Genomic DNA, 25,153 nt, shown 5'->3' with positions numbered 1-25,153 from the left:
CCAAGTATGAAAAATAATTACTCATTTTTGAGAAATCTTTCGGGATGGATTGTTTTTGCGATTACATTTATCGTATTTGCATTAACAGCTGAGAGGTCAGGATCTTTATGGGATGTAGGAGAATTTATAGCCGGGGCGTATAAATTACAAGTAGTTCACCCGCCGGGCGCACCTTTATTCCTGATCGTTGGAAGAATATTCTCATTATTTGGAGAATTGTTTTCGTCCGAACCTTCGGGCATTGCTTTTGCAGTAAACTTGCTTTCTGCAGTTTCGACCGCTTTTGCCGCTATGTTTACGGGATTGATTACTATTCGATTGGGTAAGCTAGCAATGGTAGGACGGGAAGAAAAAACTGAAGGTGGGCAAAATATAGCACTATTTTTAGCAGGTATTGCAGCTGGGCTTGCTTCGGCATTTGCCACATCGGTATGGTTTTCTGCGGTAGAAGGTGAAGTATACGCCTTATCTACATTTTTTACCATGTTGACTTTATGGGCGGTTGTCAAATGGTATACCTTACCGGATGCGCCTGGCACGGACCGATGGCTCTTACTATCTTTTTTTGCCATTGGAGCCTCCATTGGGGTGCACTTGTTGTCAGCCCTTGTCATCCCTTCCCTGGCATTGTTTTACTATTTTAAAAAATCGGGGAAAATTTCGTTTTGGGGTATTGTCTTGGCGACACTGGCGGGAATAGTCAGTCTGGTTATTATCCAGAAAGGAGTGATCGTCGGATTACCTGTACTTTGGTCTAAGTTTGAATTATTTACTGTCAATTCATTGGGATTGCCTATACATAGTGGATTAATTCCTCTGCTTTTATTGTTAGCTATTGGTTTCTTTTTTGGATTGCGGTATGCATGGAAAAAGAAAAATTTTGTCCTTGAGCGTATCTTAGTGGCTTTGGCTTTGGTCATTATTGGTTATAGTTCGATAATGATCGTCGTAATACGTGCAGGGGCAGAGCCTCCTATTAATATGAATGATCCCGATAATGTATTCGCTTTAATTCCCTATATCAATCGGGAACAATACGGTGAAAGAGCTATCCTGAAAGGACCACAATTTGACAAGAGTCCTGTCGATTTAACATTTAATGAGCGCTATGGAAGAGTAGGAGATAAATATGAGCTAACAGATTTGAAAGGGGAGTATGAATACCGGGAAGGGGATAAAGTTCTTTTTCCCAGGATGTCTTCCACCCAACAAAAAGACGAAGGATACTACAGAAGGTATTGGATGAAGCGTCAAAATGGCTCTCCTACCGGTGCCGACAATTTCAATTTCTTGCTGCGCTACCAGGTAGGCTGGATGTATATGAGATATTTTATGTGGAATTTTGCCGGGCGTCACGATGGTACGCAAGGATATTTGCCCTGGGATTGGACGAAAGGACATTGGGTTTCGGGAATCCCATTTGTCGACAAGATATTGAAATTTGGATTTTATGATTATACAAATGATCCGGAATGGGTGAAAAATAATGAGAATAGAAATTTTTATTATTACCTCCCCCTCATTTTTGGTTTGATTGGTTTATTTTGGCATTGGAAGCAACGAAAAGGTGAATTCCTTACGTTGCTCGCATTTTTTATAATAACAGGTCTTGGTATTATTATTTATTCCAATCAACCCCCTGTAGAGCCGCGTGAAAGAGATTATGTATTAGTGGGGTCGTTTATGGCATTTTCCATTTGGATTGGGATTGCTGTTTTGGCTATTTATGAACGTTTACGGGAAAAATTATCCGATACTATTGCCCCGGTTTTAGCTGGAGTTTTGGTCCTGATTGCGCCCTTGCTTATGGGATTCCAGAATTATGACGATCACGATCGGAGTGACCTTCACGGAGCCCGGGATTTCGCCCACGATTTTCTGGAAAGCTGTGAAGAAAATGCTATTATTTTTACGTATGGTGACAATGATACATATCCATTGTGGTATGCCCAGGAAGTAGAAGGTATCCGGACCGATGTCCGGGTAGTAAATTTGAGTCTAATACCCGTAGATTGGTATATCAATGGTTTACGACGGAAGGTCAATGATTCTCCGCCCATTAAGTTTTCATTTACGAGAGAGGAATTCAGAGGATCCAGAAGAAACAATCTACCCTACAGAGAAGGGGAAGCCCGTCCGCTTCAGCAATTGCTGGATTTCGCTGGTGAGGACCATCCGACCGGGGCGGGATCTGGAAGAAAACTGGAGAGTTATCTTCCTACGAATAAATTCTATATAGAAGTCAATGAGAATGATCCTGTTTTAAATGATATCGTTACCCCGGCTGATTCAGGACAAGTAGTGAATAGGATGGTAGGGGCTTTCCCAGGCAACACAGATTATAAATATTTGAATAAAGGACAACTTGCTGTGTTGGATATTATTTCAAATAACTGGAAGGACCGGCCTATTTACTGGTCCATTACAGCTCCGCAAGAACAGTTGTACGGCCTTCAAAAATATTTGCGAGTAGAAGGACTCGGACAACGGTTGGTCCCAGTAGAGGGCCGGAATATGGTCAATCTTGAAGTATTGCATGAGAATGTTACGGAAAAATTCAAGTGGGGAGGTTTAGATAAAATAGACCAGCCCGTCGCATTGGGATTCCGGGGTACAATCAGTGCTTTCCAACAAATGTTTCAACTCGGTCTTTTAAAAGCAGCTCGGGAGTACAGGGGAACTGATGACCTTGCAGCAAAGGAAAATTATCAAACCCTGGGTGTTGAATTGTTAGACCAATATTTTGAAGCTTTTCCCGACTTTAATTTTCCATACGATCCCAGAACGTCAGTTTTTGTAAGATTTTATAGTGAATTGGGTGTTCCAGAAAAAATGGTTCCGGTGTTGGATAAAATGATCGAGCGTTATGGTGAGCAAATGTATTTTTACAATTCATTGAGCCAGTCAGCATTAACTTCAGGTTTTAACAATGAAAAAAGTGATTGGGAAAGTTCTATTCCACAATTGGCAAGTTTAGTCGTCCAGTCAAAGGATACGGAGTTAGTTGAAAAACTACATTCAACGCTGGGCAGTTATGCTGATTTATCCCAGTTTCAGTTGCAATAAATACTGACGGTGAACTTTTTAGCGTTTAGATATATCTAAAGATCGTAAGATTTTTGTACATAAGCCTGATTCGTATATGCATTAGCATAGCAAATGGCTTATTTTTTGAGTTCATTTTGTCAATATGGAAGAACAAAATATAATTGGTTCACTTGATAAAGTCATTCATTATTACAATGAAAGCGAAGATGGATATCGGGATGTCTGGAATTTAGATGATGCTCATCAACTAAATCTGGGGCTTTGGGAAAAAGGAACAAACAATCTCGGGACTGCAATGAAGAATCTCAATGATCAATTGGCTAATGCTTCCGGGATTGGAAAGGGTAGTGAGGTTTTGGATATCGGTTGCGGGGTTGGAGGCACTTCCATTTATATCAGTGAAACCACTGGAGGTAATTGCACAGGATTGAATATAAATTCGAGACAACTTAATCTGGCAAAAGAATATTCCCGGAAGTCAACTGCTTTAAATCGAATTTCGTTTTGCAAAGGAGATTATCACAATTTGCCTTTTGAGGACACAACATTTGATCACGTTTTGGCTATTGAGACCTTATCCCATGCTGTTGATATAGATGCTGTATTTTCGGAAGTTTCCAGGGTTTTGAGAAAAGGAGGAACATTTGTTTTCGCTGAAGCTTTAAGAAGTAAAAAAGAACTGGATATCGAAGAAAGTAAAGCCTTATATGACAGAGCATTTATGGGGTGTCAGGTGGATCATTTATACCACCCTGATGAGTTGAAACAGACCCTAGAGGATGTAGATTTTGATGTAAATGAGGTACGTGATTGGTCAGGTCTAGCGTGGCCGTCCGTAAAAAGACTCAAAAGGATCTCATATTTGAGTAAACTATATAACTTTTGGAAAGAACTTACAGGTGCTGATTTCAATGAATACAAAAAAGGAAATACACTATTGGCATCCGGACTCCAGCCGGCAATGAAAAAAAAGCTGTGGGGCTATTACATGTTTAAAGCTACAAAGCGATAGGATGAATTGAAGGTATAAGCACTTATGAGCTTATTCGCACCAAGTAGTATGTCGATTTTTTCTACAGAACTTGCAGATCCAACCGGTAAAGTCTTGGGTGTATATAAGGTGGGACCTATAATTATTCGTCAAATTCATCTTTATATATTAACTTTAGTTGTAAAATTGTTTTAGATGAGGAAAATATATGTGGCTTTTTCACTGATTTTGACGGTAATTTTTATTTACAGAGGACATGCCCAAATGTTGGAATCGGATCCCATGAAGATGAGTTATTTGGCGGATCGAATTTCGGAAGATAGTATAAGAAGTTACCTTGAAGTGTTGGCTTCGGATGAATTCGAGGGACGGGAAACGGGTATGGAAGGAAATTTCAAGGCTGCAGCATTTCTTGCTAAAAAATTGAAGCAATTCGGATATGAAACCCCTATTAATACAAGGGATTATTCACAATTTTTCCCACTGTATAAACAGAGCTGGAAAAAGGTGGATATCAAGATAGAGGGGAATGAATACCATGCCCAGAGAGATTTTTATGCACTTCCTTCCGGCAATCCTAATTTGCCTTCATTCAATGCGGGAGAGTTAGTGTATCTGGGGTTTGGTATACAGAATGATAATACGGATGATTTTTCGGAAGCGGATCTAGCAAACAAAGCAGTGATTATTCATGAAGGAAGTCCTCCGGAATTGAAATTGTCTGGTGGTGGGCAAAATGGGTTGTCAAATACCAAACTCAATGCGGCCACTGAAGCAGGTGTGAGACTGATATTAGTGATTTCCGAACACTTTTCTAGCCGGTTGGCTCGTTTGCGTCCCTTTTTGTTAAGTCCATCATTAACTACTAATATTCCTGAATCCAGCCGCACAAATGTCGTATATATTTCACCGGGAATGGCATCGTCGATTATGGCAGGATATGAAGATAAAATACTGAATTACAGAGAAGAGAAATATCAAAATAGAAAAAATAAGACCAGCCCAGTTGTTATTGAAAAGCCTGTGGTGGCAAACCTTCATAAAATAACAGAGTATGAATATGTTCCTAATGTAGTCGGATTCCTGGAAGGAAATGATAGAGACCTCAAGCATGAAGTATTGGTCATTTCCGCCCATTTTGACCACCTGGGAATACGCGGGAAAGATATATTTAACGGGGCCGATGATGATGGTTCCGGAACTTCTTCGGTTTTGGAAATAGCTCGCGTATTGGCAGATATTTCAAAGTCAGGAGAAGAAGGCTTGAAGAGATCTGTTTTAATCTTTTTTGCCAATGGGGAAGAAAAGGGTTTGCTTGGTTCTGCGTATTATTCTGACAATCCCCTTTATCCGGTATCGTCGACTATTACCAATCTGAATGTGGATATGATCGGGAGGCGTGATGAATTTCACGAGGATAATCCCTACTATGTATATATAATTGGGTCTGATAAGCTAAGCACAGATCTTCATGAAATTAACGAGTCGGTAAACAGTTCTCTTACCAATCTCGAGTTGGATTATAAATATAATGACCCAGCGGATCCCAATCGATTTTATTACCGTTCAGACCACTATAACTTTGCGAAGAAAAATATTCCTGTGATTTTTTATTTTACGGGTGTTCACGAAGATTATCACCGACCCACAGATACCATTGAAAAGATTGAGTTTGCGAAAATGACAAAAATTGTGGAATTAATTTTCGGTACTGCCTGGGAATTATTGAGTCGTGATGAAAGGCCTTTAGTGGATAAGAATGGGGAGCAGTAATTGGTGGCTTTCTTCCGCTAAAGCCTGTCAGAAGGAAGGCGGTTAACGGCGAACACAGTCTGTAATTAATGATCAGTAATCATCTGGTAGCTCGTGACTGGTGACTTAATCCGGAAAATTCACCATATTCCCCCCCCCCCCGAAGGGCAGGCGAATTGCAAAATATTAATTATGAGTCAGTTATAATATAAAGGATGATTTATCAATTTCGAGTCGTCCCCCAAATTTGGGGGATAGATATTTTGCAATTGCCTGGATTAACCCTGGCATATTCTATTGAAAATCAAATGTTTTTAATGGAATATCGCCATTATTTATGAATTTGTCATGAATAAAGCGGGTTAAAACTATTTGGTTGTTCCTTACTTTTTTTAAAAAACATCCTTTCTCCACCAACCTTTGGCTTACAAGCCCTGTCTTAATCAATGAGATAAGGTAAATCACGGACAACTGGTACCGGGAAATGGTAAAAATATATGTAATTTATCCTGGATCTATGAAAGAGCACAGAACATAGTTTTAGTTTGTTTTTATAGTATATTTTTCGATTTATCTGTAAGTAGTTATATTTTATTCTGTAGTTATTTTAATTATTAATTTTTTTATTTACATATTAGTTTTTTATCGATTGATTGTTATGATTTTGTTCCCGATTTCCGGTTGGTTAAATCCCATTATTTTTTAACCCATTTTAAATATTGAGGACAATGGAAAGATTAACTACTCTTAAGACCGAAGACCGAAGACCGAAGATATCTGAATCGTTTATTTTGTAAGTGGATATGTGCCGCTCTTTTTATCTTCGGCTTTTCACTGTCTATGAACGCACAGAAAACCGGATTCCTGGAGCCTGTACCTGCAGCAGAGTCAAGGCTGAATTTATCCGAAAACCAGCGATTTATGCAATTTAAGAACCGGGATGTTTACAAAGATGTGATCCTGGTAAATACCAGCGACCTCGCCGGGCATCAGGAGGACCAGGTGGTATCTTTTCGCATACCCGGTGTGGAGGGCGTAGTACGAGCCCGGGCAAAAAAGATCGAAGCCCGGTCTTTGGAGGATTATCTCTGGAACGGTGAGATTATCGGGGAGCATGGGGGATCAGTATACCTGCAGGCCGACAAAGGGGAAGTATATGGTATGATCCGGGTGGACGACCGGCCATTTGAATTGTACGCCCTCCAACAGGGGCTGAGCCTGTTGATGGAGTCAAATAGGTCTGCCGTAGCAGGACAGGTTTGTGGAAGTACCGGTGAGAGTGAAGGAAAAGAAACCGTCCGAGAACAGCCCCGGATTGAGGTGCGAAGTTGTGGATATCCTCGTATTTTGGTTGTGGCATCTCCGGATGCGGTAACGGCGAGAGGTGGGATTAATGGAATAGAACAGTTGGCCAACACGTGTATTTCTCAGTTGGACGATGCTTTTGATAATTCGGATTTAAATATTCATCTACAATTGGTCGGCGTGGAAGAATTGGATGGATTTTCTGAACCTTCTAGTATTGTTACTGCAGTTAGTATGCTTGAGAGTCAAGCATCAAGTTTACGGGATGATTATTATGCGGATTTAGTGGTAATGATATCTGATCGTTATGATGCTGGAGTAATTGGGAGAGCAGAGGGATTTGGTCCTCCTAATGCCTACGCAGTAGTAAATGAACATGCAGCTTCCACAGATTGGGTTTTTGTCCATGAAGTGGGGCATCTGTACGAGGCGCGGCACGAAGGGGGTGGAGATCTTGATATATGTTTACATCTTCCCGGTCAAGCCTGTGACAATCATCCGGATTATGCCCATGCACATCATTTTGAGACCGGCTTTATTTTCAAAGATGATCATTGGACAGTGATGAGATCTATTATTGATCTTCCGGGCCCGATTAATTACTTTTCGAACCCCGATGTGGAATTTGATGGTGAAGATACCGGTGTTGAGAACGTCCGGGATAATGCAAGACGGATCAATAACAACCGATGCGCCGTTGGAAACCTCAAAGGTGATCCCCCGCCACCCTTTAGCGTGGAAATTACGGGTCCTACCTATGGATATAATAATACCCTGTACACTTGGTGTTTTGATGAAGAAGGATGTAGTGGAACGGTGGATTATCTATGGGAGTACAGCACGGACGGCTTCCAGTACGATCCCTGGCTGATGGATGTACCGGTAGGATGCCAAATGGATGAATTACCCATGGACCAGGATCTGTACATTCGCCTGAGGGCGGATTGTTCTGACGGACAGGACGATACCGATTTTCATGTAGTGGAAAACCGGGATGCCTCGCCATTACCCGTTGCTAATGATGTATCGGAGGGAGCGCGTGTGGAATATACGGAGGATGTCAAGAATCGGGACGGGTCGGAAGGATTTGCAGTACGCGTATATCCTAATCCCACATCTGCGTCCACAGTTAATACTTCTATTACCTTACCACAAGAGGGAAAAGTGCAAATCAATCTGGTCAATCAACTGGGGCAGAGGGTAAAGTCATTTCCTGTACAAAATATCGGACAGGGAATCAGTAATATACCCCTAGATCTCGGTAGCTTGACTCCAGGACTATATTTCCTTCGTACGGTATGGAAGGACAGGGAACTAATGCAAAAATTTATCCTTACACAATGAGAGGATTTCGTGGCATAATGGTTTTAGGGATGCTGATGTCGTTTTGTTGTGAAAAGGCTTCTCTTCCCAGAGACACTTTCCCAAACAGAGGGACTGTTTCGGTTTTGAGGAATGGTGATTTTCTGCAAGAAAATATTAGGATAAATGGCACTGTGATCAAATATAATGGTAAGCAAGACTGCAATATTTTCATAATTAGGGAAAGACCCAACGACAGTATTGAAAGAAGGCAAGAAGAAATGAATTTCCTAGGGATTGATCTGAATGATCAAATTGGTGATACACTTTGTCTTTCTGATACGGATATATTTTTGCCGGAGGAAGATTTTCAGTGTGTTGGAAATGCGTATCATACATTGATTGGAGGGGATGTTCTGGGGGATCGATATAAGCTTCAGACTGGAGAAGATCATTATTTGATTATTACGGAATGGAATGCAGAAAATTTTACGGTCAGTGGAAAGTTTCAGGCAAGTTATGTATTTGCGGAAGAAAAACATGAAACGGAATGGATGGAAGATACGGTACGGTATACTAACGGGAAATTTACTACTACTCTTGAACTGAAAGAATAATGATCGTAAATAAATGGACCAGTAACAAATACAAAATTTGATCTTCAAACAATGAAAGCTTTCTATGTTATATTAATTTTGAGTGGATTAATGGTTTTATCCTGTGAAAAGGCTTCGCTACCACTGGAAGGACCGAAGTATGGGGAAGTGGATGCCTTACTCAATGGTACGGAGTGGGATGGTAATATCCTTGGATTAGAGCACAAAACTTATTATTCGACAGAATTGTTTTTGGATTTACATATTGACTGGGATATCGAGTTTAATGAAACGAGTATAAATTTTGGGAAAATTGACCCTGACCGCATTGGTGACACTATGAGGGTAGAGGCCAGGGACTCAGTGGAGAGGGATGATTTTACCCAGGTTAGTAGCAGTTTCTATACTTCTCTGGGGGATGTTTTACTGGATAAATTTATAGTATATGGAGAAGCGGACAATTATTTTATAGTCACGGACTGGGACGAAGAGAGTCGGGAATTGCAGGGGCGGTTCCATGCGACCTATGTTCGGGACTTTGGATGGAAAGATACGGCTATGGCACCGTGGATGCCGGATACGGTGGTATTTACGGACGGGATTTTTCGTGCCGAGGTAATCGATTATCCATAGAAATATATTCTAATAAAAAACAAAGACCCAATGTTTACACCATGAGATTAATTTACATCCCGATATTATTACTCTTTCTTTTCGTTGTACGTCCGGTTACTGCCCAGGAAAATATATCTATCCATACCCGGTCCAATGAGGTCTACGGGGAATTGCTTGGCACAGGGGGTGCGTACTCCCTGAATTACGGCCGACATTTATTGGGCAAAGGGAGTGTACAGGGCTGGGTGAAAATCGGGGGAGGTTACCTGGGACAGCTGAAGGCCCTGCGGGATCTGACCGATTATAGTATGGTTAGCGCGCATATAGAACCGGGTATATTGTGGGGAAAAGGCCGGAACCAATTGGAAGCGGGTATAAGCTATACCTATATCTATTATTTTGACATTACGCGCTGTATTCCCGAGCATCCGGGCTGTCATATGTATTCCCATTTCATTATTCCGCGACTTGGTTACCGTCATTATACGAAGAGCGGCCGTTGGTTTTTCTCTATTGCCTGGACTCCTGTATTTGAGATTATTCAGGGACAGTTCGGGGTGACGAATAAAGGGGACACATTCCCCCTGTTTGGTGGATTGGGCATAGGGTGGCGGTTCTAAGTTTATGTGCAATGGTTTATTCGTGGCCTAGAAAATTCTTATAGTATTTATTAATTACCGGATGAATAAACCCCTTTCAATCTTGGAAGCAATGAATAGAGATGTCCGGTGTTTTATGAAAAAATTAGGAAAAGTATTAATAAAGTGTTATTTTTGGTAGTATTGAGATGATTTATGTGACGTACAAATCGTTTGTGCGTATAAAATATAGCTGGTAGTTTTAAAAGGGTAAAATGTTGATTTTTCACATTTACCCTTTATTTTTTTGAGGGAAGTCGTTCCAATAGAATCGAAATTGAATTGATTCCCTGAAGTGTTGAATCCCGGGAATACTGTTCGATATTGAATTGGTATTCGCCGGTATTTTCAAATTTTATACTGTCCTGAATTACGATCTTTTGGATTATATTACTGGCTGAGCCTTTTCCGAGCCATACTCCGGTATTAGGATTGGCCAATTGCAACGAAATCTCTTTTTCCTGGCTTTTATTGCCCGGCATTTGGGATTTGACCAGGAGGTATAGATTTTGATATTTGAATTGATCGGAGTGGTCGACTGATATAGACCACCTGTATACAGCCTCGAGATCCTCAATTTCCCAATAGGCATTAAGTACTTCTCCAACCGGCCAGCTGCCTGAGTTAAATTGAATCTCTTCTTCAAGTACAATATTATTATTTTCACAGGAAAATATAGCCAGAAGAAGAATTGAAAAGAATCCCAACCAAAGGGAATTATGATTTACCACTAAAATAATCTTTCATTTTATCGAAAAAGCCTTTGTCGTGCTTCCCGGGTGTAGGGTGAAAATTGTCCATTTCTCTCATTTTTTTCAACAGTTCTTTTTCTTCTGAACTCAAATTTTTCGGGGTCCATACATTTACATGTATTAATTGGTCTCCGGTACCATACCCTTGAACCGTGGGAAGACCTTTACCTTTTAAACGGAAAATTTTTCCGGATTGTGTCCCCTCGGGGACTTTTATTTTAACCTTGCTGGATAAGGTGGGGACTTCGACACTTGTACCCAGGGCGGCATCGGCAAAGTTTAGGTAGAGTTCATAAATTATTTGATTCCCATCCCTTGTCAATACCGAATGGGATTTTTCTTCAATAAGCACTAACAGATCACCTGCAGGACCTCCATTGGATCCGGCATTTCCTTTTCCTCGAAGAGAGAGTTGCATACCTTCTTCTACTCCTGCCGGAATTTCTATTTCTACTGTTTCATCTCCATATACACTTCCGCTTCCGCGACAGGTATTACATTTATCCGTAACGATTTCTCCTGTTCCCTGGCAATTAGGGCAGGTAGTAGTTGTTTGCATTTGTCCCAGAAAAGTGCTTCTCACCTGGCGAACAACTCCATTCCCTCCACAAGTACCACAAGTTTTTACAGCGCCAGCATTTTTTGCACCAGAACCTTTACAGGTAGAACATTGCACCTGTTTTTTAACTTTTATTTTCTTGGTTACCCCCGAAGCAATTTCTTCCAGGGTAAGTGCTACTTTTATCCTGAGATTCGAACCTCTGGTTCCCCGTGTTCGCTTTCCTCCCTGTGCTCCTCCAAAGAAACTTCCGAATGGACTACCGCCTCCAAAAATGTCTCCAAATTGGTCGAAAATATCATCCATTGTCATACCTCCACTTGCACCGAATCCGCCTTGACCATTGACCCCGGCGTGACCGAATCGGTCATATTTTGCTTTTTTATCGGAGTCACTGAGTACTTCATAAGCCTCTGCTGCTTCTTTGAATTTATCTTCTGCTTCAGTATTTCCCGGATTTTTATCGGGGTGATACTTCATTGCGATTTTTCGATAGGCTTTTTTTATCTCTGATCCATCGGCGCTTTTCGAGACACCTAATACCTCGTAATAATCTCTTTTGCCCATATTTTATTTTTTGCCGGTTACTACCTTTGCGTGTCTTATAATTTTATCATTCAGATAGTATCCTTTTTCTATATAATCAACTATTTTTCCTTTTTTGGATTCATCGTCTACTGGAATTTCTGTAATTGCTTCGTGCAATTCCGGATTAAATTCTGGGTTTTCCTGATCCATTTCTTTTAATCCCTGTTGACGCAGTACACTTTTTAATTTTTGATATACTAATTTTACCCCCTCACTGAAGTATTCGTCATTGTCTTCTTCATCTGCTATTTTCTTTGCCCTGTCAAAGTCATCAATTACCGGCAACAGTGCTTTAATGACTTCCTGTCCTGCCATTTTTGACATTTCCATCTTTTCTTTTATAGATCTTTTCTTGAAATTGTCAAATTCAGCATATAGCCGGAGGTATTTATTTTTCAATTCCTGATATTCTTGTTGAAGAATTTCCAAAGGATTTTCTTCAACATTCTCTTTATTTGATATTTTTTCATCTTGAACATCTTCCTGTTCAACAGACTGTTTGGTTTCTCCGGTTTCCATAGCGGATTTGTCCTGAGTATCTTCTATCTTCTCATTCATACCGTATATATTTTTGAAAATAATAAGCGCAAACTACTTGCCATTACAGGAATTACGTCAAATTGTCAGTTTAAAAGGTCTTTGCGAGACAGGATTTCACTAATTTCCTGAAGTGCACCGGACCGTGCAATAATTTTTCTGTCCCTGTCCAATAGAAAATAGGTCGGGGTTTCATGGACGTGATACTCCTTTGCCAAATCTGCTTGAAACATCTCAAATGAAGAAGTATGTTGGGGCCAAAAAAGTGAATCTTTTCGGATTGCTTCTTTCCACTGGTCCTGGTTCTCTTCGATACCAATTGATATTATTTGAATTTGGGATGTATCAACTTGATTGATAAGTTTTACCAATTTACCATTGGATTTTCTACATGGTTGACACCAACTTCCCCAAAAGTCAATCAGGGTGTATTTCCCGGAGTAATCAGATAAGCTATGTGACTTGCCGATCATATCCGTGTATGAAAAATCAGGTGCTTTATCACCGACAATAAGATTTTTGCTTTCCGACCAATATTTGGCGAAAAGGATAAATGCAATCGTAATGAGCAATCCTATTAAATACCTTACTTCCATTTTATGAATTCCCCCAACTTTCTTTATCCAGACTTCTGTACTGAATGGCCTCAGCCAGATGTCCTATTTCTATTTCTTCTTTTTCCTCCAAATCAGCAGCTGTCCTGGCTACTTTAAGAATCCGGTCATACGCTCTTGCTGATAGCTTCAGTTTTTCCATAGCTGCTCGTAGTAACGTAATTCCAGACGGATTTATTTTACATACTTTTTTAACGATCCGAGCGGGCATTTCCGCATTGCTTTTAATATTTATCTCCATTTTTTCATACCGGTGCTTTTGAAATAACCTTGCCTTTACTACTTTTTCTGCGATTTCAACACTTGATTTGCCATTTGAGTTTTGCATGGTCATTTCATCAAATGAAACAGGGGTTACTTCCACATGAAGGTCAATACGATCCAGTAGTGGCCCGGAGATTTTGTTAAGATAGCGCTGGACTGCGGCAGGAGTACATACACATTCTTTTTCAGGATGGTTGAGAAATCCACATGGACATGGATTCATGGAAGCTACGAGAATGAATGAAGACGGATACTCTACAGTCATTCTGGCACGCGAGATTATTATCTTTCGTTCTTCCAGTGGTTGCCTCATTACTTCCAGGACCGTACGCTTGAATTCAGGAAGTTCATCGAGAAATAATACGCCGTTGTGTGCAAGGGATATTTCACCTGGTAATGGGTTGGAACCTCCACCTACCAGGGCGGCATCACTAATGGTATGATGTGGGGCTCGGAAAGGTCTTGTCTTGATTAATGATGCATCGTCATCCAGTAATCCGGAAACACTGTGAATTTTGGTAGTTTCCAATGCTTCGTGTAGAGATAATGGGGGAAGAATAGTAGGCAATCGTTTTGCAAGCATTGTTTTTCCCGCTCCCGGAGGCCCTATTAAGACGACATTGTGTCCTCCGGCTGCTGCTAGTTCCAGTGCTCTTTTTATGGATTCCTGGCCTTTTACATCTTTGAAATCAGAATTGTATTGGTTGTGTTGATGAAAGAATTCATCCCGGGTGTCTACCTTTGTAGCTTGCCAATCACCCTCTCCCTCAAAAAAGGATGCAACTTCGGAGATGTTTTGTACTCCGATAACTTGGAGGTCATTAACGATAGCCGCTTCCCTGGCATTTTGTTTGGGAAGTATCAGGCCCTTAAACTTTAATTTTCGCGCCATGATGGCAATTGACAATGCCCCTCTAATAGGGCGTATATTCCCGTCTAGAGCAAGTTCACCCATTATTATGTATTGGTCGAGAATATCGGATTTAATTTGTCCGGAGGATGCTAATATCCCGATAGCAATGGGTAAATCATACGCACTCCCTTCCTTGGGGATATTGGCGGGTGCCATATTAATTACTACTTTCTGTCTGGGCATGGACTTCCCAATAGATTTTATGGCAGATTCGATTCTTTGATTTCCTTCCCTGACAGCGTTATCAGGTAATCCAACCAAAAAATACGATGTTTTTTTTCCGACTACAATACCACCTACATTGACTTCAATGATGATCTTGATAGCATCTACTCCCTCAAGTGCGCCTGCAAATGTTTTTACTAACATGACAAGTTATATTATTATCGATTTCCATTTATTGCGATTGTTGATAAAGTGGATCGCAATAAATTACCTAATTATAGCGATTTACTAAGGGAATAATAATGAATGGGTAGGTCTAAACACCGGAGCAAATCTTTCAAGAAAAACCCGGCGAAATCCTGCCAAAACATATAACTTAGATATCCCTTGAGGTTTAAGATAGTGATTTTCTGATAACTGAATATTTTTCCCTTGCAGTCTTCATGGGAATACTAATACATTTTTTAGTCATATATTCCATCATTTCTTCAATCAGCTCGCGGGCTTCGGGATCCAATCCTTCCATTCTTTGGCGAAAAACTTCGTTAATAGCTTTATCTTTAGCCTGGTGCATAAGAGAAGGGATGTCCAGAAAGGCTTTTTCAATAAAACGTCGATGAATTTTCTCCTTGAAATCAGTGATTTGGAACTGAAGAATGTCCCTTGCTTTATCTATTTCTTTTCGTCGGAAGCCAATATTTTTATCTGCTACTTCTCGAAGGGATTCAACCTCAATGAGTCTGATAGGTCTATTTTCCAGAACTCCGGGATGAATATCTGCCGGAACGGCAAGGTCCAAAATGCCTTTGGTTTTGTGAAGGCCTTTACCATTCGTGGATAAATGGACGATTTCAGGAGTAAGGACATAACCGCTGGAACCTGTACAGGAAATAATAAAATCAGCGTCCAGATCCCGGTTAACCATTTCCTCCAAAGGAAATATTTCAGCAGTTGGGCATATTTCCAATAATCGATGTGCATTGAAAGTCGTTCGATTGAAGATCGTTATTTTTTCTACGCCCCATTCCGCAAGGAAATGACATGCCTTTTTAATGCTTTGTCCAGCGCCAATTAGAATTACTTCGTCATTTGCATTTAAACCAAAACGACGGAGCTTTTTCATAGCTAATGCGACTACACTTACAGCCTTTTCACCTATTCTTGTCTGGTTGTAAACGGACTTGGCCGATTGGATACAGCTTTGGAATAGAATCCTGATATTGTCATCCGTTAACCCATACTGATGGGATTTTTCATAAGCTTCTTTGACCTGCCGAATAATTTCCCGTTCTCCTACAATCATAGAATCCAGGGAGGAAGCTACTTCAAACAAGTGTTGAACTGCTTTTTCACCCTGATAAATTTTTGGCACAATTTGGGTTTGGACATCAGAGTTGTCTGAAGATGCATGAGAAACCAATTTTTTGACCTTATTCATCAAAAGATTGGTGCTATGTGGTGTATATACCAAATACAAAACGCGGTTGCAAGTATTTAGATAAAATAGCTCCTGTACGCCTAGAAGAGTCTTTATTTTTGTCAACTTTTCCTTTTCTTCTTCTGAATTTTCAGAAGAAACCATGTACATAGGAAGCCTGTCTAAAGTCGCATCCTGATAACTAAGTGTTAAAATTTTGTAATTATTAATCATACGCACATCTAAAAAACTTCATGCCCCGAAGGAACTGCAAATATACATTCAAAATACGTTTTTCAAAAATACTTGTTTAATAGGAAGCTTTATTTTGAATCATTTTAATTAGTGCTAAAACTGATAATCCGGAGATTAGTTTATAATTTTGCGAAGAAATTAAAAAGAAATCTATGTACAGAACACATAATTGTGGGGAATTGAGGTTAGAGCATATCGGAGCAAATGTTACTTTGAGTGGATGGATGGCAACCAAGCGTGACTTTGGAGGAATGACATTTATTGACTTGAGAGATCGGTACGGGATCACTCAATTAATATTTAATATGGATACAAATCAGGCGTTGTGTGAGCTTGCACGGAGTCTGGGGCGTGAAGATGTTATCAGTATTTCTGGTCAAGTACGTGAGCGGTCCAATAAGAATCCTGATCGTCTTACTGGAGATGTAGAAGTCGTAGTAGAGAAACTTTCTGTACTCAATAAAGCAAAATTACCGCCATTTACAATTGAAGACGAAACGGATGGGGGCGATGATTTGAGAATGAAATACCGGTATCTCGATATTCGCAGGCCGGTATTGCAAGATAAATTGAAATTCAGGAGTAAGCTTACCCTGGAAATCCGGAAGTATATGGATTCGTTGGAATTTTTGGAAATTGAAACTCCTGTACTAATCAAAAGTACTCCTGAAGGAGCGCGTGATTTTGTCGTCCCTTCCCGGCTCAATCCCGGGCAATTTTATGCGTTGCCCCAATCACCGCAGACTTTTAAACAAATCCTTATGGTGGCGGGGATGGACAAATATTTTCAAATTGTAAAGTGTTTCAGGGATGAAGACCTCCGAGCCGACCGTCAACCTGAATTTACGCAGATTGATTGCGAAATGTCTTTTGTTGACCAGGAAGAGGTATTGAATACGTTTGAAGGGCTTACAAAGCATTTGTTCAAATCTGTAAAAGATATCGAATTGCCCGAATTTACTAGGATGTCTTACGATGATGCGATTCGAAAATATGGATCTGATAAGCCGGATCTTAGATTTGGAATGGAAATTTTTGATCTTAATGAGTATGCGAAGGGACACGGATTCAACGTCTTTGATTCTGCTGAATTGGTTGCCGGTGTTTGTCTGCAAGGCAAAGCTGATGAGTATTCCAACAAAAATATGAAAGGGTTGACCGATTGGGTGAAGCGACCGCAAATCGGAGCAAAAGGCCTGGTATATGTTCAATGGAAAGAGGATGATTCTGTAAAATCTACAATTGGCAAGTTCTATTCTGATAATGTTCTGAAATCCTGGGTGGAAAAATCCGGTGGAGGTAAAGGGGATATCCTTTTTATATTAAGTGGTGCGGAGAATGTAACCCGTAAGCAATTGGGTGAGTTGAGATTGGAATTGGGAAGGCAGAATAACTTGATAGATCCGGGATTATATAAACCCCTTTGGGTGATGGATTTCCCGCTATTGGAATGGGATAAAGAAACTGGTCGTTTTTATGCGATGCACCATCCGTTTACGGCACCTAAGGCTGAAGATGTTGAGAAAATGACTGCGAAAGATCAGGCTGTATTGGAGAGTATAAGAGCTGATGCTTATGACCTGGTAATTAATGGTGCTGAAATAGGGGGAGGATCTATTCGAATCTTTGACAGGGATCTTCAGTCCAAGAACTTTGACTTGTTGGGTTTTTCCCGTGAAGAAGCTGAAGCACAGTTTGGATTTTTACTTAGTGCTTTTGAATACGGTGCTCCTCCTCACGGTGGAATTGCTTTTGGGTTGGACCGGTTGTGTGCAGTGATGAATGGTGTGGCTTCAATCAGGGATTTTATTGCTTTTCCCAAAAATAATACGGGTAGAGATGTGATGATTGATGCGCCTTCCCGTATCGATGATGGACAATTAGCAGATTTAGGTCTTCAAATAGATGATACTGCTTTGGAAGAAGCTTCGAGTGGTGAGTAGTTGACGATTTGATATTTTTGTGACACAAGTATAGTGATTCATAAATGGTATACTTTTTTTTAATGAAATTGTCTATTTCGTATATTTTTTCATACTGTTTTTATAAGCCGTTGGTTTTCTCAAAGTAGAGCAAGCGAGTAAAGCGGGAATGGTCAAAGACGATAAATCCATTTTTGATACCTAGAACCAAACCGCCCACGTTGAAGATGGGATAGGGTTAACTCTTAAGAAGCATTGAAGAGAGGTGGCTTATGGGTTGTAGTCCTGGTCTGATTCCCCTAGGATATGCCAGCCTAACTGCATTTGGGTAGGGAAGTTCCTTCATGAAACTGAATCTTAAATACGTATCTAGTTCCTTTTGATTAGTATTATATAAAAAGGGGAAATTAGAAAGCAGGACACTATATCGAGCGGAAAGCTTTGATCAAGGTGTCATCTTTTCCCGTTGTGGTTGTGACTTTTTGTTTGCTTTTAATTGATGACCAAGTTCAAAAAAACATCTATTTGTATTTTGCATTTTGAAAATTATTGTGATATTTGATATAGTCAATATGATTATATTTTTAAAATGTTTGATCGGGCAATTGTACATATGGATCTGGATTCTTTTTTCGTTTCGGTTGAGCGGTTGAAGAATTCGAGCTTTAAGGGTATTCCTCTTATCATTGGAGGTAAGAGTAGTCGAGGTGTGGTAGCGTCATGTAGTTATGAAGCCCGGAATTTCGGTGTACATTCGGCTATGCCTATGAAAATGGCTCTGAGGCTATGCCCACAGGCAACGGTACTTAAAGGGGATATGGATGAATATTCCCGGCATTCCAGGATTATTACGGAAATTATCGCAAGTGAGGCTCCAATGTTTGAAAAGTCATCCATTGATGAGTTTTATCTGGATATAAGCGGTATGGACCGTTTTTTCGGTTGTTATAAATGGACCCAGGAACTTCGTCAAAAGATTATCAAAGAAAGTGGTCTTCCTATATCTTGCGGATTGTCGGTCAATAAGTTGATCTCGAAGATTGGTACAGGTGAAGCTAAGCCTAATGGGGAAATTCAGATCGAAAAGGATAAGGAACGAAACTTTATTGCACCCTTGTCCATTCGAAAGATCCCCGGAGTCGGCCAAAAAACGTATAAGAAATTGAGTTTTATGGGTGTGCGGCAGGTGCATACCCTTCGGGATATTCCCATTCGTATGCTTGAAATGCACTTCGGGGAAACGGGGCGCCACTTATGGAATAAGGCCAATGCTATAGACCCTTCTCCCGTCATTCCGTATACCGAGCAAAAATCTATGTCCAAAGAACGGACTTTTCACGAAGATACACTTGACCTGGATTTTATCCGGCGGAAAATTATTACGATGGTAGATGATTTATCTTTTGAACTTCGCCAGTCTAATCGTCTGACCAGTCTTGTGTCCGTTAAGATTCGGTATGCGGATTTTAATACCTATACCCGGCAAAAGAAGATCCCTTATACGGCGAATAACCGAATTCTGATCCGGTACCTTTTAGAGTTGTTCCAGCAATTGTATCAACGTCGCCAATTGATCCGCCTGATCGGGGTGAAGTTCGGTGATTTGGTTCACGGAAATTTTCAGATCGATCTTTTTGAAGATACTATTCGGGATATTCAGTTGCTTCGTCAAATGGATCATATACGTGGACGGTTTGGTGCTGGAGCTATCCAGAGAGCCTCTTCGATCGATTTGAAAATGAAGGGAAAGGAGGAAAAGGAGACTGAAAAATTCTTTCCCATTGATTGAAATAAATGGGGAGGGGACGAACCATTTATTCAGGTAGGGTGATTTTATGTCGGGACAGGCACTTCAGAGCTTTCAATTTTACCATCTAACTAACGTTAGTCTAACGTAATTCCGACAGAGAAAAAAAGAGCCTGAAGGGGCGAAATATTCCTAACCCTGGGTGCCAACCCAGGGTGGAAAACAAGTTAAATCTTCGATTCTGGCATTGATTTCCACAAAGTGATGCCTTGGGCATTGCATTTTTTAGCAAAAATAATGACAGAATTAATTAATCGTCGAGTTCACGTTAGTCTAAGTTTTTTTAGCCACTGGTAAAGAGTCTTACTTATTGATCTCTTTTTGTATTTTCTCTACTAAATCCGGAGAAACTTCTAGTACGTCACAAATAAAGGAAATTGTTATCTTGATAATCGGGCTCACCAATCTTAGCTACGCACAATGACAGACCCACAGCTTAGCGATCCCTTTATATCCGCAAATATCTCCTCTTGTATTCCCGATATGAAACTTGTACCGGAATGGTATAGACCTTCCAGATATAAAATCTCCTTCAATTGTTGTGGTAAAAATTCTGTAAAATAACCCCGTGATACTTCTATATCACTCAGAAGAGCCTTTATAAACTTGTCGTGTGGATTGCGAATTTTTTTTTGTCACTACTCTTAAAATAGTAAAAATAAATAACAAATTATTTTGGTAGTCAAACTGGATAGCCAAGACTACAATGAGAATGCTTAAAATATAATCATTTTGACTATATTTGTTCTCTCTAAGATTGTTTATGTTTTTGAATTGCCACTCATATTACAGTTTAAGGTACGGGACACTCTCTCCGAAGGAATTGGCTGATAAAGCCGACGCTCTGGGGATACACCGCCTTGTCCTCACGGATATCAACAATACATCCGGAGTATTTGAATTCTATAAAGCGTGTTATGAGGAAGATGATAAGGGGAATAGAATAAGAGAGATCGAGCCTATTGTCGGGATTGAATTCCGGCAGGGTAATGAATTTCGTTATCTCGGTATTGCCCGGGATGAAGAAGGATTTCGCGAATTGAATACACTGCTTTCGGCACATCTTATGGAGCATAAACCGTTGCCTTCTATAGCCCCGGCCTGGAAGCATGCCTACGTCATTTACCGTTCCCTGCCCAAATCTATTGATCAATTTTCCGACAATGAATTTTACGGTATACGTCCTTCCGAAGCTGGGAAACTATACTCTTCAGATTTGGTGAACTACCTGGGTAAACTGGTCGTATTTTCCCCGGTAACTTTTCATAAAGAACACGGTTATCGCACACATAAGCTTCTTCGGTGTATAGATGAAAACATTATTTTGGGACAACTCAAGAAGTATCCAATAGCTGCTCAGTATGAATATTTTCATGCACCTGTGGTATTGAGAGAAAAGTATAAATTGTATCCCCGGATTATAGAGAATACGGAAGCATTACTGGACCAATGTTCTATAGCATTTCCAGAGGGAGAAGAGGTGAATCGTCAATATTTTACGGAGTCAAGGGACGAAGATTTTGCTTTGCTTCGCAAGCTGGCATTGCAAGGATGTGAAAGGAGGTATCGTAGTCATTCACGGGCTATGAAGCGGGTAGAGCAAGAGCTTTCTGTGATTCAAAAACTTGGATATGCTACCTATTTTCTCATTACCTGGGACATTATTCGCTATGCTCATAATGTAGGGTATTATCATGTGGGAAGAGGTAGTGGTGCCAATTCTATTGTGGCTTATTGTATGCGGATTACGGATGTGGACCCGTTGGAATTGGATCTTTACTTCGAAAGGTTTATCAATCAGCATCGGACTTCTCCGCCGGATTTCGACATTGACTTTAGTTGGGACGAACGCGACCACGTGACGGATTATGTGTTTAAGCGATACGGCAGGGATAAAACTGCCTTGCTGGCGACTTATAGTACGTTTAAAAGGCGGTCAGTGATTCGGGAGCTGGGAAAAGTATTTGGATTGCCCAAGGCGGATATCGATAAAATTGTCACTGCTCCTCACGCTGCGGATGAACATCATCCGTATGCCCGGCATATCTTTTATTATAGCCAAAGAATCGAGGGATTGCCTAATTATCTCAGTATTCACGCTGGGGGGATCCTGATTAGTGAGCGTTCGTTATTTTACCATACGGCTTTGCAAATGATGCCCAAGGGCTTTCCGATTGTACAGGTGGATATGTATACGGCCGAGGATATGGGATTTCACAAATATGATATCCTTAGTCAACGGGGATTGGGGCATATCAAAGAAGCAGTAGATCTTATCCGAGAGAATAAAGGGTGTACCGTTGATATACGCAATGTCAGTGCCATAAAGTCAGACCGGAAAGTGCGTGATAGACTGCGTTCCGGACAATGCATAGGATGTTTTTATATAGAGTCACCGGCTATGCGCGGGTTACTGACCAAGTTGCAATGTGATGATTATCTTCACCTCGTGGCGGCCAGTTCGATTATCCGGCCCGGTGTAGCCAAAAGTGGGATGATGCGGGAATATATATATCGTTTTCATTATCCCGAAAGCATTCAATACCTGCACCCGATTTTTGAAGAACATTTGGGCGAAACCTACGGCGTCATGGTATATCAGGAAGACGTGATGAAAATTGTACATCATTTTGCCGGTTTGGACCTGGATGAAAGTGATGTCCTTCGGCGCATCATGTCGGGAAAGCGGAAAAAATCGGATACCTTTCTCACCTTGCAGGAGAAGTTTTTTCGCAATTGCCAACAACGCGGTTATTCGGATGAACTTACAGCTGAAGTTTGGCGACAGGTAGAGAGTTTTAGTGGCTATTCTTTTTGCAAAGCCCACTCGGCAAGTTTTGCGGTGGAATCTTTTCAGAGTTTGTACCTGAAAGTTTATCACCCCCTGGAATTTATGGTAGCCGTGATCAATAATTTTGGTGGATTTTACAGGACGGAGCTATACGTTCACGAAGCCCGGATGTCGGGCGGGAATATTCATCCTCCTTGCATCAATCGGAGTCGTAATTTGACACATCTGTACGGAGAGGATATCTATCTGGGGTTTATACACTTGCGGGAGCTGGAAAAGAAGACCGTTCGTAATATACTTGATGAGCGCAGAGAAAATGGTTCCTTTCGCAATCTGGAAGATTTTGTCAATCGTGTCCCGATATCCGATACTCAACTCAATATACTGATCAGGATAGGGGCATTCCGTTTTACGGGGCTTAGTAAGTACGAATTAACCTGGGAAAGCGGTATCCTTTTGCCTTCTGTACGGGAACGCAATCGTCATCCGGTTTTTTTCGATCACGCTCACGAAGCTTTTACGTTACCAAAGATGGAAGGAGTTCTGCACGAACAAGCTTTTGATGAGATCGAGTTATTAGGGTTCCCGCTTTGCTCTCCGTTTGATTTGCAATCTGAAGAAATTCCTGACACTATTGCGGCATCGGATTTTTTGGTGTATAAAAATCGGACCGTCCGTATTTTGGGGTATTATGTTTGTCAAAAGAAAGTATCTACGGTCAACAGAAAATTGATGGCCTTTGGTACCTGGATCGATCGGGAGGGTCGGTTTTTTGATACTACGCATTTTCCCCCGGCATTAGAGGCATTTCCCTTTCAGGGTATAGGTTTGTATTTAATTACGGGGAAAATCGTTCTTGATTTCGACTTTCCGAGTGTAGAAGTGACGGAAATGCGGAAAATACCGTATATAAAGGACGGGCGGTATTGAAGAAGGGATTCCATGGGCGTATTCAGGGTTTATAATCGCCTCGATCGGGAAGAACTTGAAAAAGTGTATGAAATATACAAACATGTCCCGATGTAATTCCCGAAAAGAAAAAATCCGGTAAAGCGATTCACACCCACCGGATTCCTTGATATATTTTATCCTGAAGTGTAATTTACCCCATTTTCTTTTCAAATGCCTGCATTATATTAATTAAGTGGTCGACACTGTCTTTCTCCATAGCATTGTAGATACTTGCCCGGAAACCACCTACAGACCTGTGTCCTTTGACACCGACAATGTTGGCTTCTTTACAATCTTTCAGGAATTCATCGGACATTGATTCATCGTGAAGAAGGAAACAAACATTCATTTTTGAACGGTCTTCTTTTTCGGCGGTTCCATAAAATAATGAATTTCGATCGATCTCATCGTATAAAGCTTGTGCCTTAGCTGCATTTCGCTGCACCATACCATTTATGCCACCATTTTTCTTCAACCAACGAAGGGTAAGCAATGAAACATAAATAGGAAACACAGGCCCTGTGTTAAATAAAGAACCTTTGCCGATGTGAATTTTGTAATCCAGCATTGATGGTAATTCGCGGGAAACCTTTCCCAATGCTCCCTCCCTGACAATAACAAGGGTACACCCTGCAGGTCCTAAATTCTTTTGTGCACCGGCATAGATTACGTCAAATTTTGACACGTCAAAAGGACGGGAAAATATATCGGAAGACATGTCCGCTACCAGCGGAATATCATAGCTTGGCATGTCCTGATACTGGGTTCCGAAAATAGTGTTGTTAGTCGTAATATGCAGATAGGAAGAATTGGCTGAAATCGGAACATTCTTGGGTATGTAGTTGTAATTTTTATCTTTTGAACTGGCTACCACTTCTATATTTCCACATCTTTTTGCCTCTTTAATAGCTTTGGTCGACCATGATCCTGTATCGATGTATGATGCTGTACCATTGCTATCGAGTAAATTAAGCGCTGTCATATAGAATTGAAGACTGGCACCTCCCTGTAAAAACAAGACTTGATATCCTTCCGGAATATTAAGTAATTCTTTGATCAATGAAGTAGCTTCATCCATGATTGCAGAAACTTCAGGGGATCTGTGGGACATTTCCATTAAGGAAAGACCTGTTCCCTGATAATCCAATGCTGCTTTTGATGATTCTTGTTTTACCTCTTCAGCAAGAATTGCCGGCCCAGCGTAAAAATTGTGTTTTTTCATAGTTTGAACATTTGAAAAAGTTTATATTTTAATGCAAAAGTATGAATAATCATTAACCAAAAAAGGTTTTTAAAAGTGAATCTCCAAAAAAAACATCATAAAATTATAAAACCAGGCAGGAAGTATTTTTTGGAGAAATTTTAAATAAT

18 protein-coding genes are annotated in these 25,153 nt (G+C 40.6%); 10 read left to right on the top strand and 8 right to left on the bottom strand.

From position 1 onward, the window contains the following. Nucleotides 1-6 precede the first annotated feature (6 nt). The 7 genes from LVD47_RS05095 to LVD47_RS05065 all read left to right on the top strand — a co-directional run bounded on the left by LVD47_RS05095 (nt 7) and on the right by LVD47_RS05065 (nt 10,229). Nucleotides 7-3,066 (top strand): glycosyltransferase family 117 protein, encoded by a 3,060-nt coding sequence (locus LVD47_RS05095; RefSeq protein WP_236974471.1) that lies wholly within the window; start codon nt 7-9, stop codon nt 3,064-3,066. A gap of 124 nt (nt 3,067-3,190) precedes the next feature. Continuing rightward, nucleotides 3,191-4,060, top strand: coding sequence for a methyltransferase domain-containing protein (locus LVD47_RS05090; protein WP_236974470.1), 870 nt, complete (start codon nt 3,191-3,193; stop codon nt 4,058-4,060). A 174-nt stretch (nt 4,061-4,234) separates the two neighbouring features. Next, entirely contained in the window at nt 4,235-5,812 is a 1,578-nt protein-coding gene (locus LVD47_RS05085; protein ID WP_236974469.1) for a M28 family peptidase, read from the top strand. Nucleotides 5,813-6,631: 819 nt separating this feature from the next. Continuing rightward, nucleotides 6,632-8,440 carry a zinc-dependent metalloprotease gene (locus tag LVD47_RS05080; protein ID WP_236974468.1) on the top strand — a complete coding sequence of 603 codons (1,809 nt, stop codon included), beginning with the start codon at nt 6,632-6,634 and terminating at the stop codon, nt 8,438-8,440. Beyond that, nucleotides 8,437-9,015: a hypothetical protein gene (locus LVD47_RS05075; protein ID WP_236974467.1), complete on the top strand. Its 579-nt coding sequence runs from the start codon at nt 8,437-8,439 to the stop codon at nt 9,013-9,015. The genes LVD47_RS05080 and LVD47_RS05075 overlap by 4 nt, the downstream gene beginning before the upstream one ends. Nucleotides 9,016-9,066: 51 nt before the next feature. Then, nucleotides 9,067-9,627, top strand: a complete 561-nt coding sequence (locus tag LVD47_RS05070; RefSeq protein WP_236974466.1) for a hypothetical protein — start codon at nt 9,067-9,069, stop codon at nt 9,625-9,627. Between the two features lie 41 nt (nt 9,628-9,668). Beyond that, nucleotides 9,669-10,229 (top strand): hypothetical protein, encoded by a 561-nt coding sequence (locus LVD47_RS05065; protein WP_236974465.1) that lies wholly within the window; start codon nt 9,669-9,671, stop codon nt 10,227-10,229. A 257-nt stretch (nt 10,230-10,486) separates the two neighbouring features. On the opposite strand, the gene LVD47_RS05060 is transcribed toward LVD47_RS05065, so the two are convergent. From LVD47_RS05060 to hemA, 6 genes are all read right to left on the bottom strand, one after another. Continuing rightward, the gene (locus LVD47_RS05060; RefSeq protein WP_236974464.1) at nt 10,487-10,978 is read right to left on the bottom strand and encodes a gliding motility lipoprotein GldH; all 492 of its coding nucleotides are present in this window, start codon (nt 10,976-10,978) and stop codon (nt 10,487-10,489) included. Beyond that, nucleotides 10,965-12,125: a molecular chaperone DnaJ gene (gene dnaJ / locus LVD47_RS05055; protein WP_236974463.1), complete on the bottom strand. Its 1,161-nt coding sequence runs from the start codon at nt 12,123-12,125 to the stop codon at nt 10,965-10,967. The genes LVD47_RS05060 and dnaJ overlap by 14 nt, the downstream gene beginning before the upstream one ends. Before the next feature lie 3 nt (nt 12,126-12,128). Then, a complete protein-coding gene (locus tag LVD47_RS05050) occupies nt 12,129-12,704 on the bottom strand; it encodes a nucleotide exchange factor GrpE (protein ID WP_236974462.1) in 576 nt (191 codons plus the stop codon). Nucleotides 12,705-12,769: 65 nt separating this feature from the next. Continuing rightward, nucleotides 12,770-13,279, bottom strand: a complete 510-nt coding sequence (locus LVD47_RS05045; RefSeq protein ID WP_236974461.1) for a TlpA family protein disulfide reductase — start codon at nt 13,277-13,279, stop codon at nt 12,770-12,772. Between the two features lies 1 nt (nt 13,280). Continuing rightward, the gene (locus LVD47_RS05040) at nt 13,281-14,843 is read right to left on the bottom strand and encodes a YifB family Mg chelatase-like AAA ATPase (protein WP_236974460.1); all 1,563 of its coding nucleotides are present in this window, start codon (nt 14,841-14,843) and stop codon (nt 13,281-13,283) included. 190 nt (nt 14,844-15,033) lie between these two features. Next, nucleotides 15,034-16,290, bottom strand: a complete 1,257-nt coding sequence (hemA, locus tag LVD47_RS05035) for a glutamyl-tRNA reductase (RefSeq protein WP_236974459.1) — start codon at nt 16,288-16,290, stop codon at nt 15,034-15,036. 173 nt (nt 16,291-16,463) lie between these two features. Between hemA and aspS the strand changes: the two genes are divergently transcribed. Further along, on the top strand, nt 16,464-18,254 hold the full coding sequence (gene aspS, locus LVD47_RS05030; RefSeq protein WP_236974458.1) for an aspartate--tRNA ligase: 1,791 nt from the start codon (nt 16,464-16,466) through the stop codon (nt 18,252-18,254). Between the two features lie 568 nt (nt 18,255-18,822). Further along, nucleotides 18,823-20,022: a DNA polymerase IV gene (dinB, locus tag LVD47_RS05025; protein ID WP_236974457.1), complete on the top strand. Its 1,200-nt coding sequence runs from the start codon at nt 18,823-18,825 to the stop codon at nt 20,020-20,022. Between the two features lie 425 nt (nt 20,023-20,447). On the opposite strand, the gene LVD47_RS24015 is transcribed toward dinB, so the two are convergent. Beyond that, complete coding sequence (locus tag LVD47_RS24015) at nt 20,448-20,666, bottom strand: Rpn family recombination-promoting nuclease/putative transposase (protein WP_369427746.1); 219 nt, start codon at nt 20,664-20,666, stop codon at nt 20,448-20,450. 137 nt (nt 20,667-20,803) lie between these two features. Between LVD47_RS24015 and LVD47_RS05020 the strand changes: the two genes are divergently transcribed. Beyond that, nucleotides 20,804-23,761, top strand: a complete 2,958-nt coding sequence (locus tag LVD47_RS05020) for a DNA polymerase III subunit alpha (RefSeq protein ID WP_236974456.1) — start codon at nt 20,804-20,806, stop codon at nt 23,759-23,761. 172 nt (nt 23,762-23,933) lie between these two features. Here the strand turns inward: LVD47_RS05020 and serC are convergent, their stop codons facing one another. Continuing rightward, a complete protein-coding gene (gene serC / locus LVD47_RS05015) occupies nt 23,934-25,004 on the bottom strand; it encodes a 3-phosphoserine/phosphohydroxythreonine transaminase (RefSeq protein ID WP_236974455.1) in 1,071 nt (356 codons plus the stop codon). Nucleotides 25,005-25,153 lie beyond the last annotated feature (149 nt).

Origin of the sequence: Membranihabitans maritimus, from assembly GCF_021729145.1 — a bacterium.
Taxonomy (GTDB): Bacteria; Bacteroidota; Bacteroidia; order Chitinophagales; family Saprospiraceae; genus Membranihabitans; species Membranihabitans maritimus.
The sequence above is the reverse complement of the archived record's forward strand: the minus strand, read 5'-3'. Positions and strand labels throughout refer to the sequence as shown.

What these genes read in the sequence shown, in the direction of transcription:
- LVD47_RS05085 (WP_236974469.1), top strand. Translation starts at nt 4,235, where the DNA reads ATGAGGAAAATATATGTGGCTTTTTCACTGATTTTGACGGTAATTTTT.
- LVD47_RS05065 (WP_236974465.1), top strand. Translation starts at nt 9,669, where the DNA reads ATGAGATTAATTTACATCCCGATATTATTACTCTTTCTTTTCGTTGTA.
- LVD47_RS05045 (WP_236974461.1), bottom strand. Translation starts at nt 13,279, where the DNA reads ATGGAAGTAAGGTATTTAATAGGATTGCTCATTACGATTGCATTTATC.
- LVD47_RS05070 (WP_236974466.1), top strand. Translation starts at nt 9,067, where the DNA reads ATGAAAGCTTTCTATGTTATATTAATTTTGAGTGGATTAATGGTTTTA.
- LVD47_RS05095 (WP_236974471.1), top strand. Translation starts at nt 7, where the DNA reads ATGAAAAATAATTACTCATTTTTGAGAAATCTTTCGGGATGGATTGTT.
- LVD47_RS05080 (WP_236974468.1), top strand. Translation starts at nt 6,632, where the DNA reads ATGAACGCACAGAAAACCGGATTCCTGGAGCCTGTACCTGCAGCAGAG.
- hemA (WP_236974459.1), bottom strand. Translation starts at nt 16,290, where the DNA reads ATGATTAATAATTACAAAATTTTAACACTTAGTTATCAGGATGCGACT.
- LVD47_RS05075 (WP_236974467.1), top strand. Translation starts at nt 8,437, where the DNA reads ATGAGAGGATTTCGTGGCATAATGGTTTTAGGGATGCTGATGTCGTTT.
- dinB (WP_236974457.1), top strand. Translation starts at nt 18,823, where the DNA reads ATGTTTGATCGGGCAATTGTACATATGGATCTGGATTCTTTTTTCGTT.
- LVD47_RS05050 (WP_236974462.1), bottom strand. Translation starts at nt 12,704, where the DNA reads ATGAATGAGAAGATAGAAGATACTCAGGACAAATCCGCTATGGAAACC.
- LVD47_RS05090 (WP_236974470.1), top strand. Translation starts at nt 3,191, where the DNA reads ATGGAAGAACAAAATATAATTGGTTCACTTGATAAAGTCATTCATTAT.
- serC (WP_236974455.1), bottom strand. Translation starts at nt 25,004, where the DNA reads ATGAAAAAACACAATTTTTACGCTGGGCCGGCAATTCTTGCTGAAGAG.
- dnaJ (WP_236974463.1), bottom strand. Translation starts at nt 12,125, where the DNA reads ATGGGCAAAAGAGATTATTACGAGGTATTAGGTGTCTCGAAAAGCGCC.
- LVD47_RS05020 (WP_236974456.1), top strand. Translation starts at nt 20,804, where the DNA reads ATGTTTTTGAATTGCCACTCATATTACAGTTTAAGGTACGGGACACTC.
- aspS (WP_236974458.1), top strand. Translation starts at nt 16,464, where the DNA reads ATGTACAGAACACATAATTGTGGGGAATTGAGGTTAGAGCATATCGGA.
- LVD47_RS05040 (WP_236974460.1), bottom strand. Translation starts at nt 14,843, where the DNA reads ATGTTAGTAAAAACATTTGCAGGCGCACTTGAGGGAGTAGATGCTATC.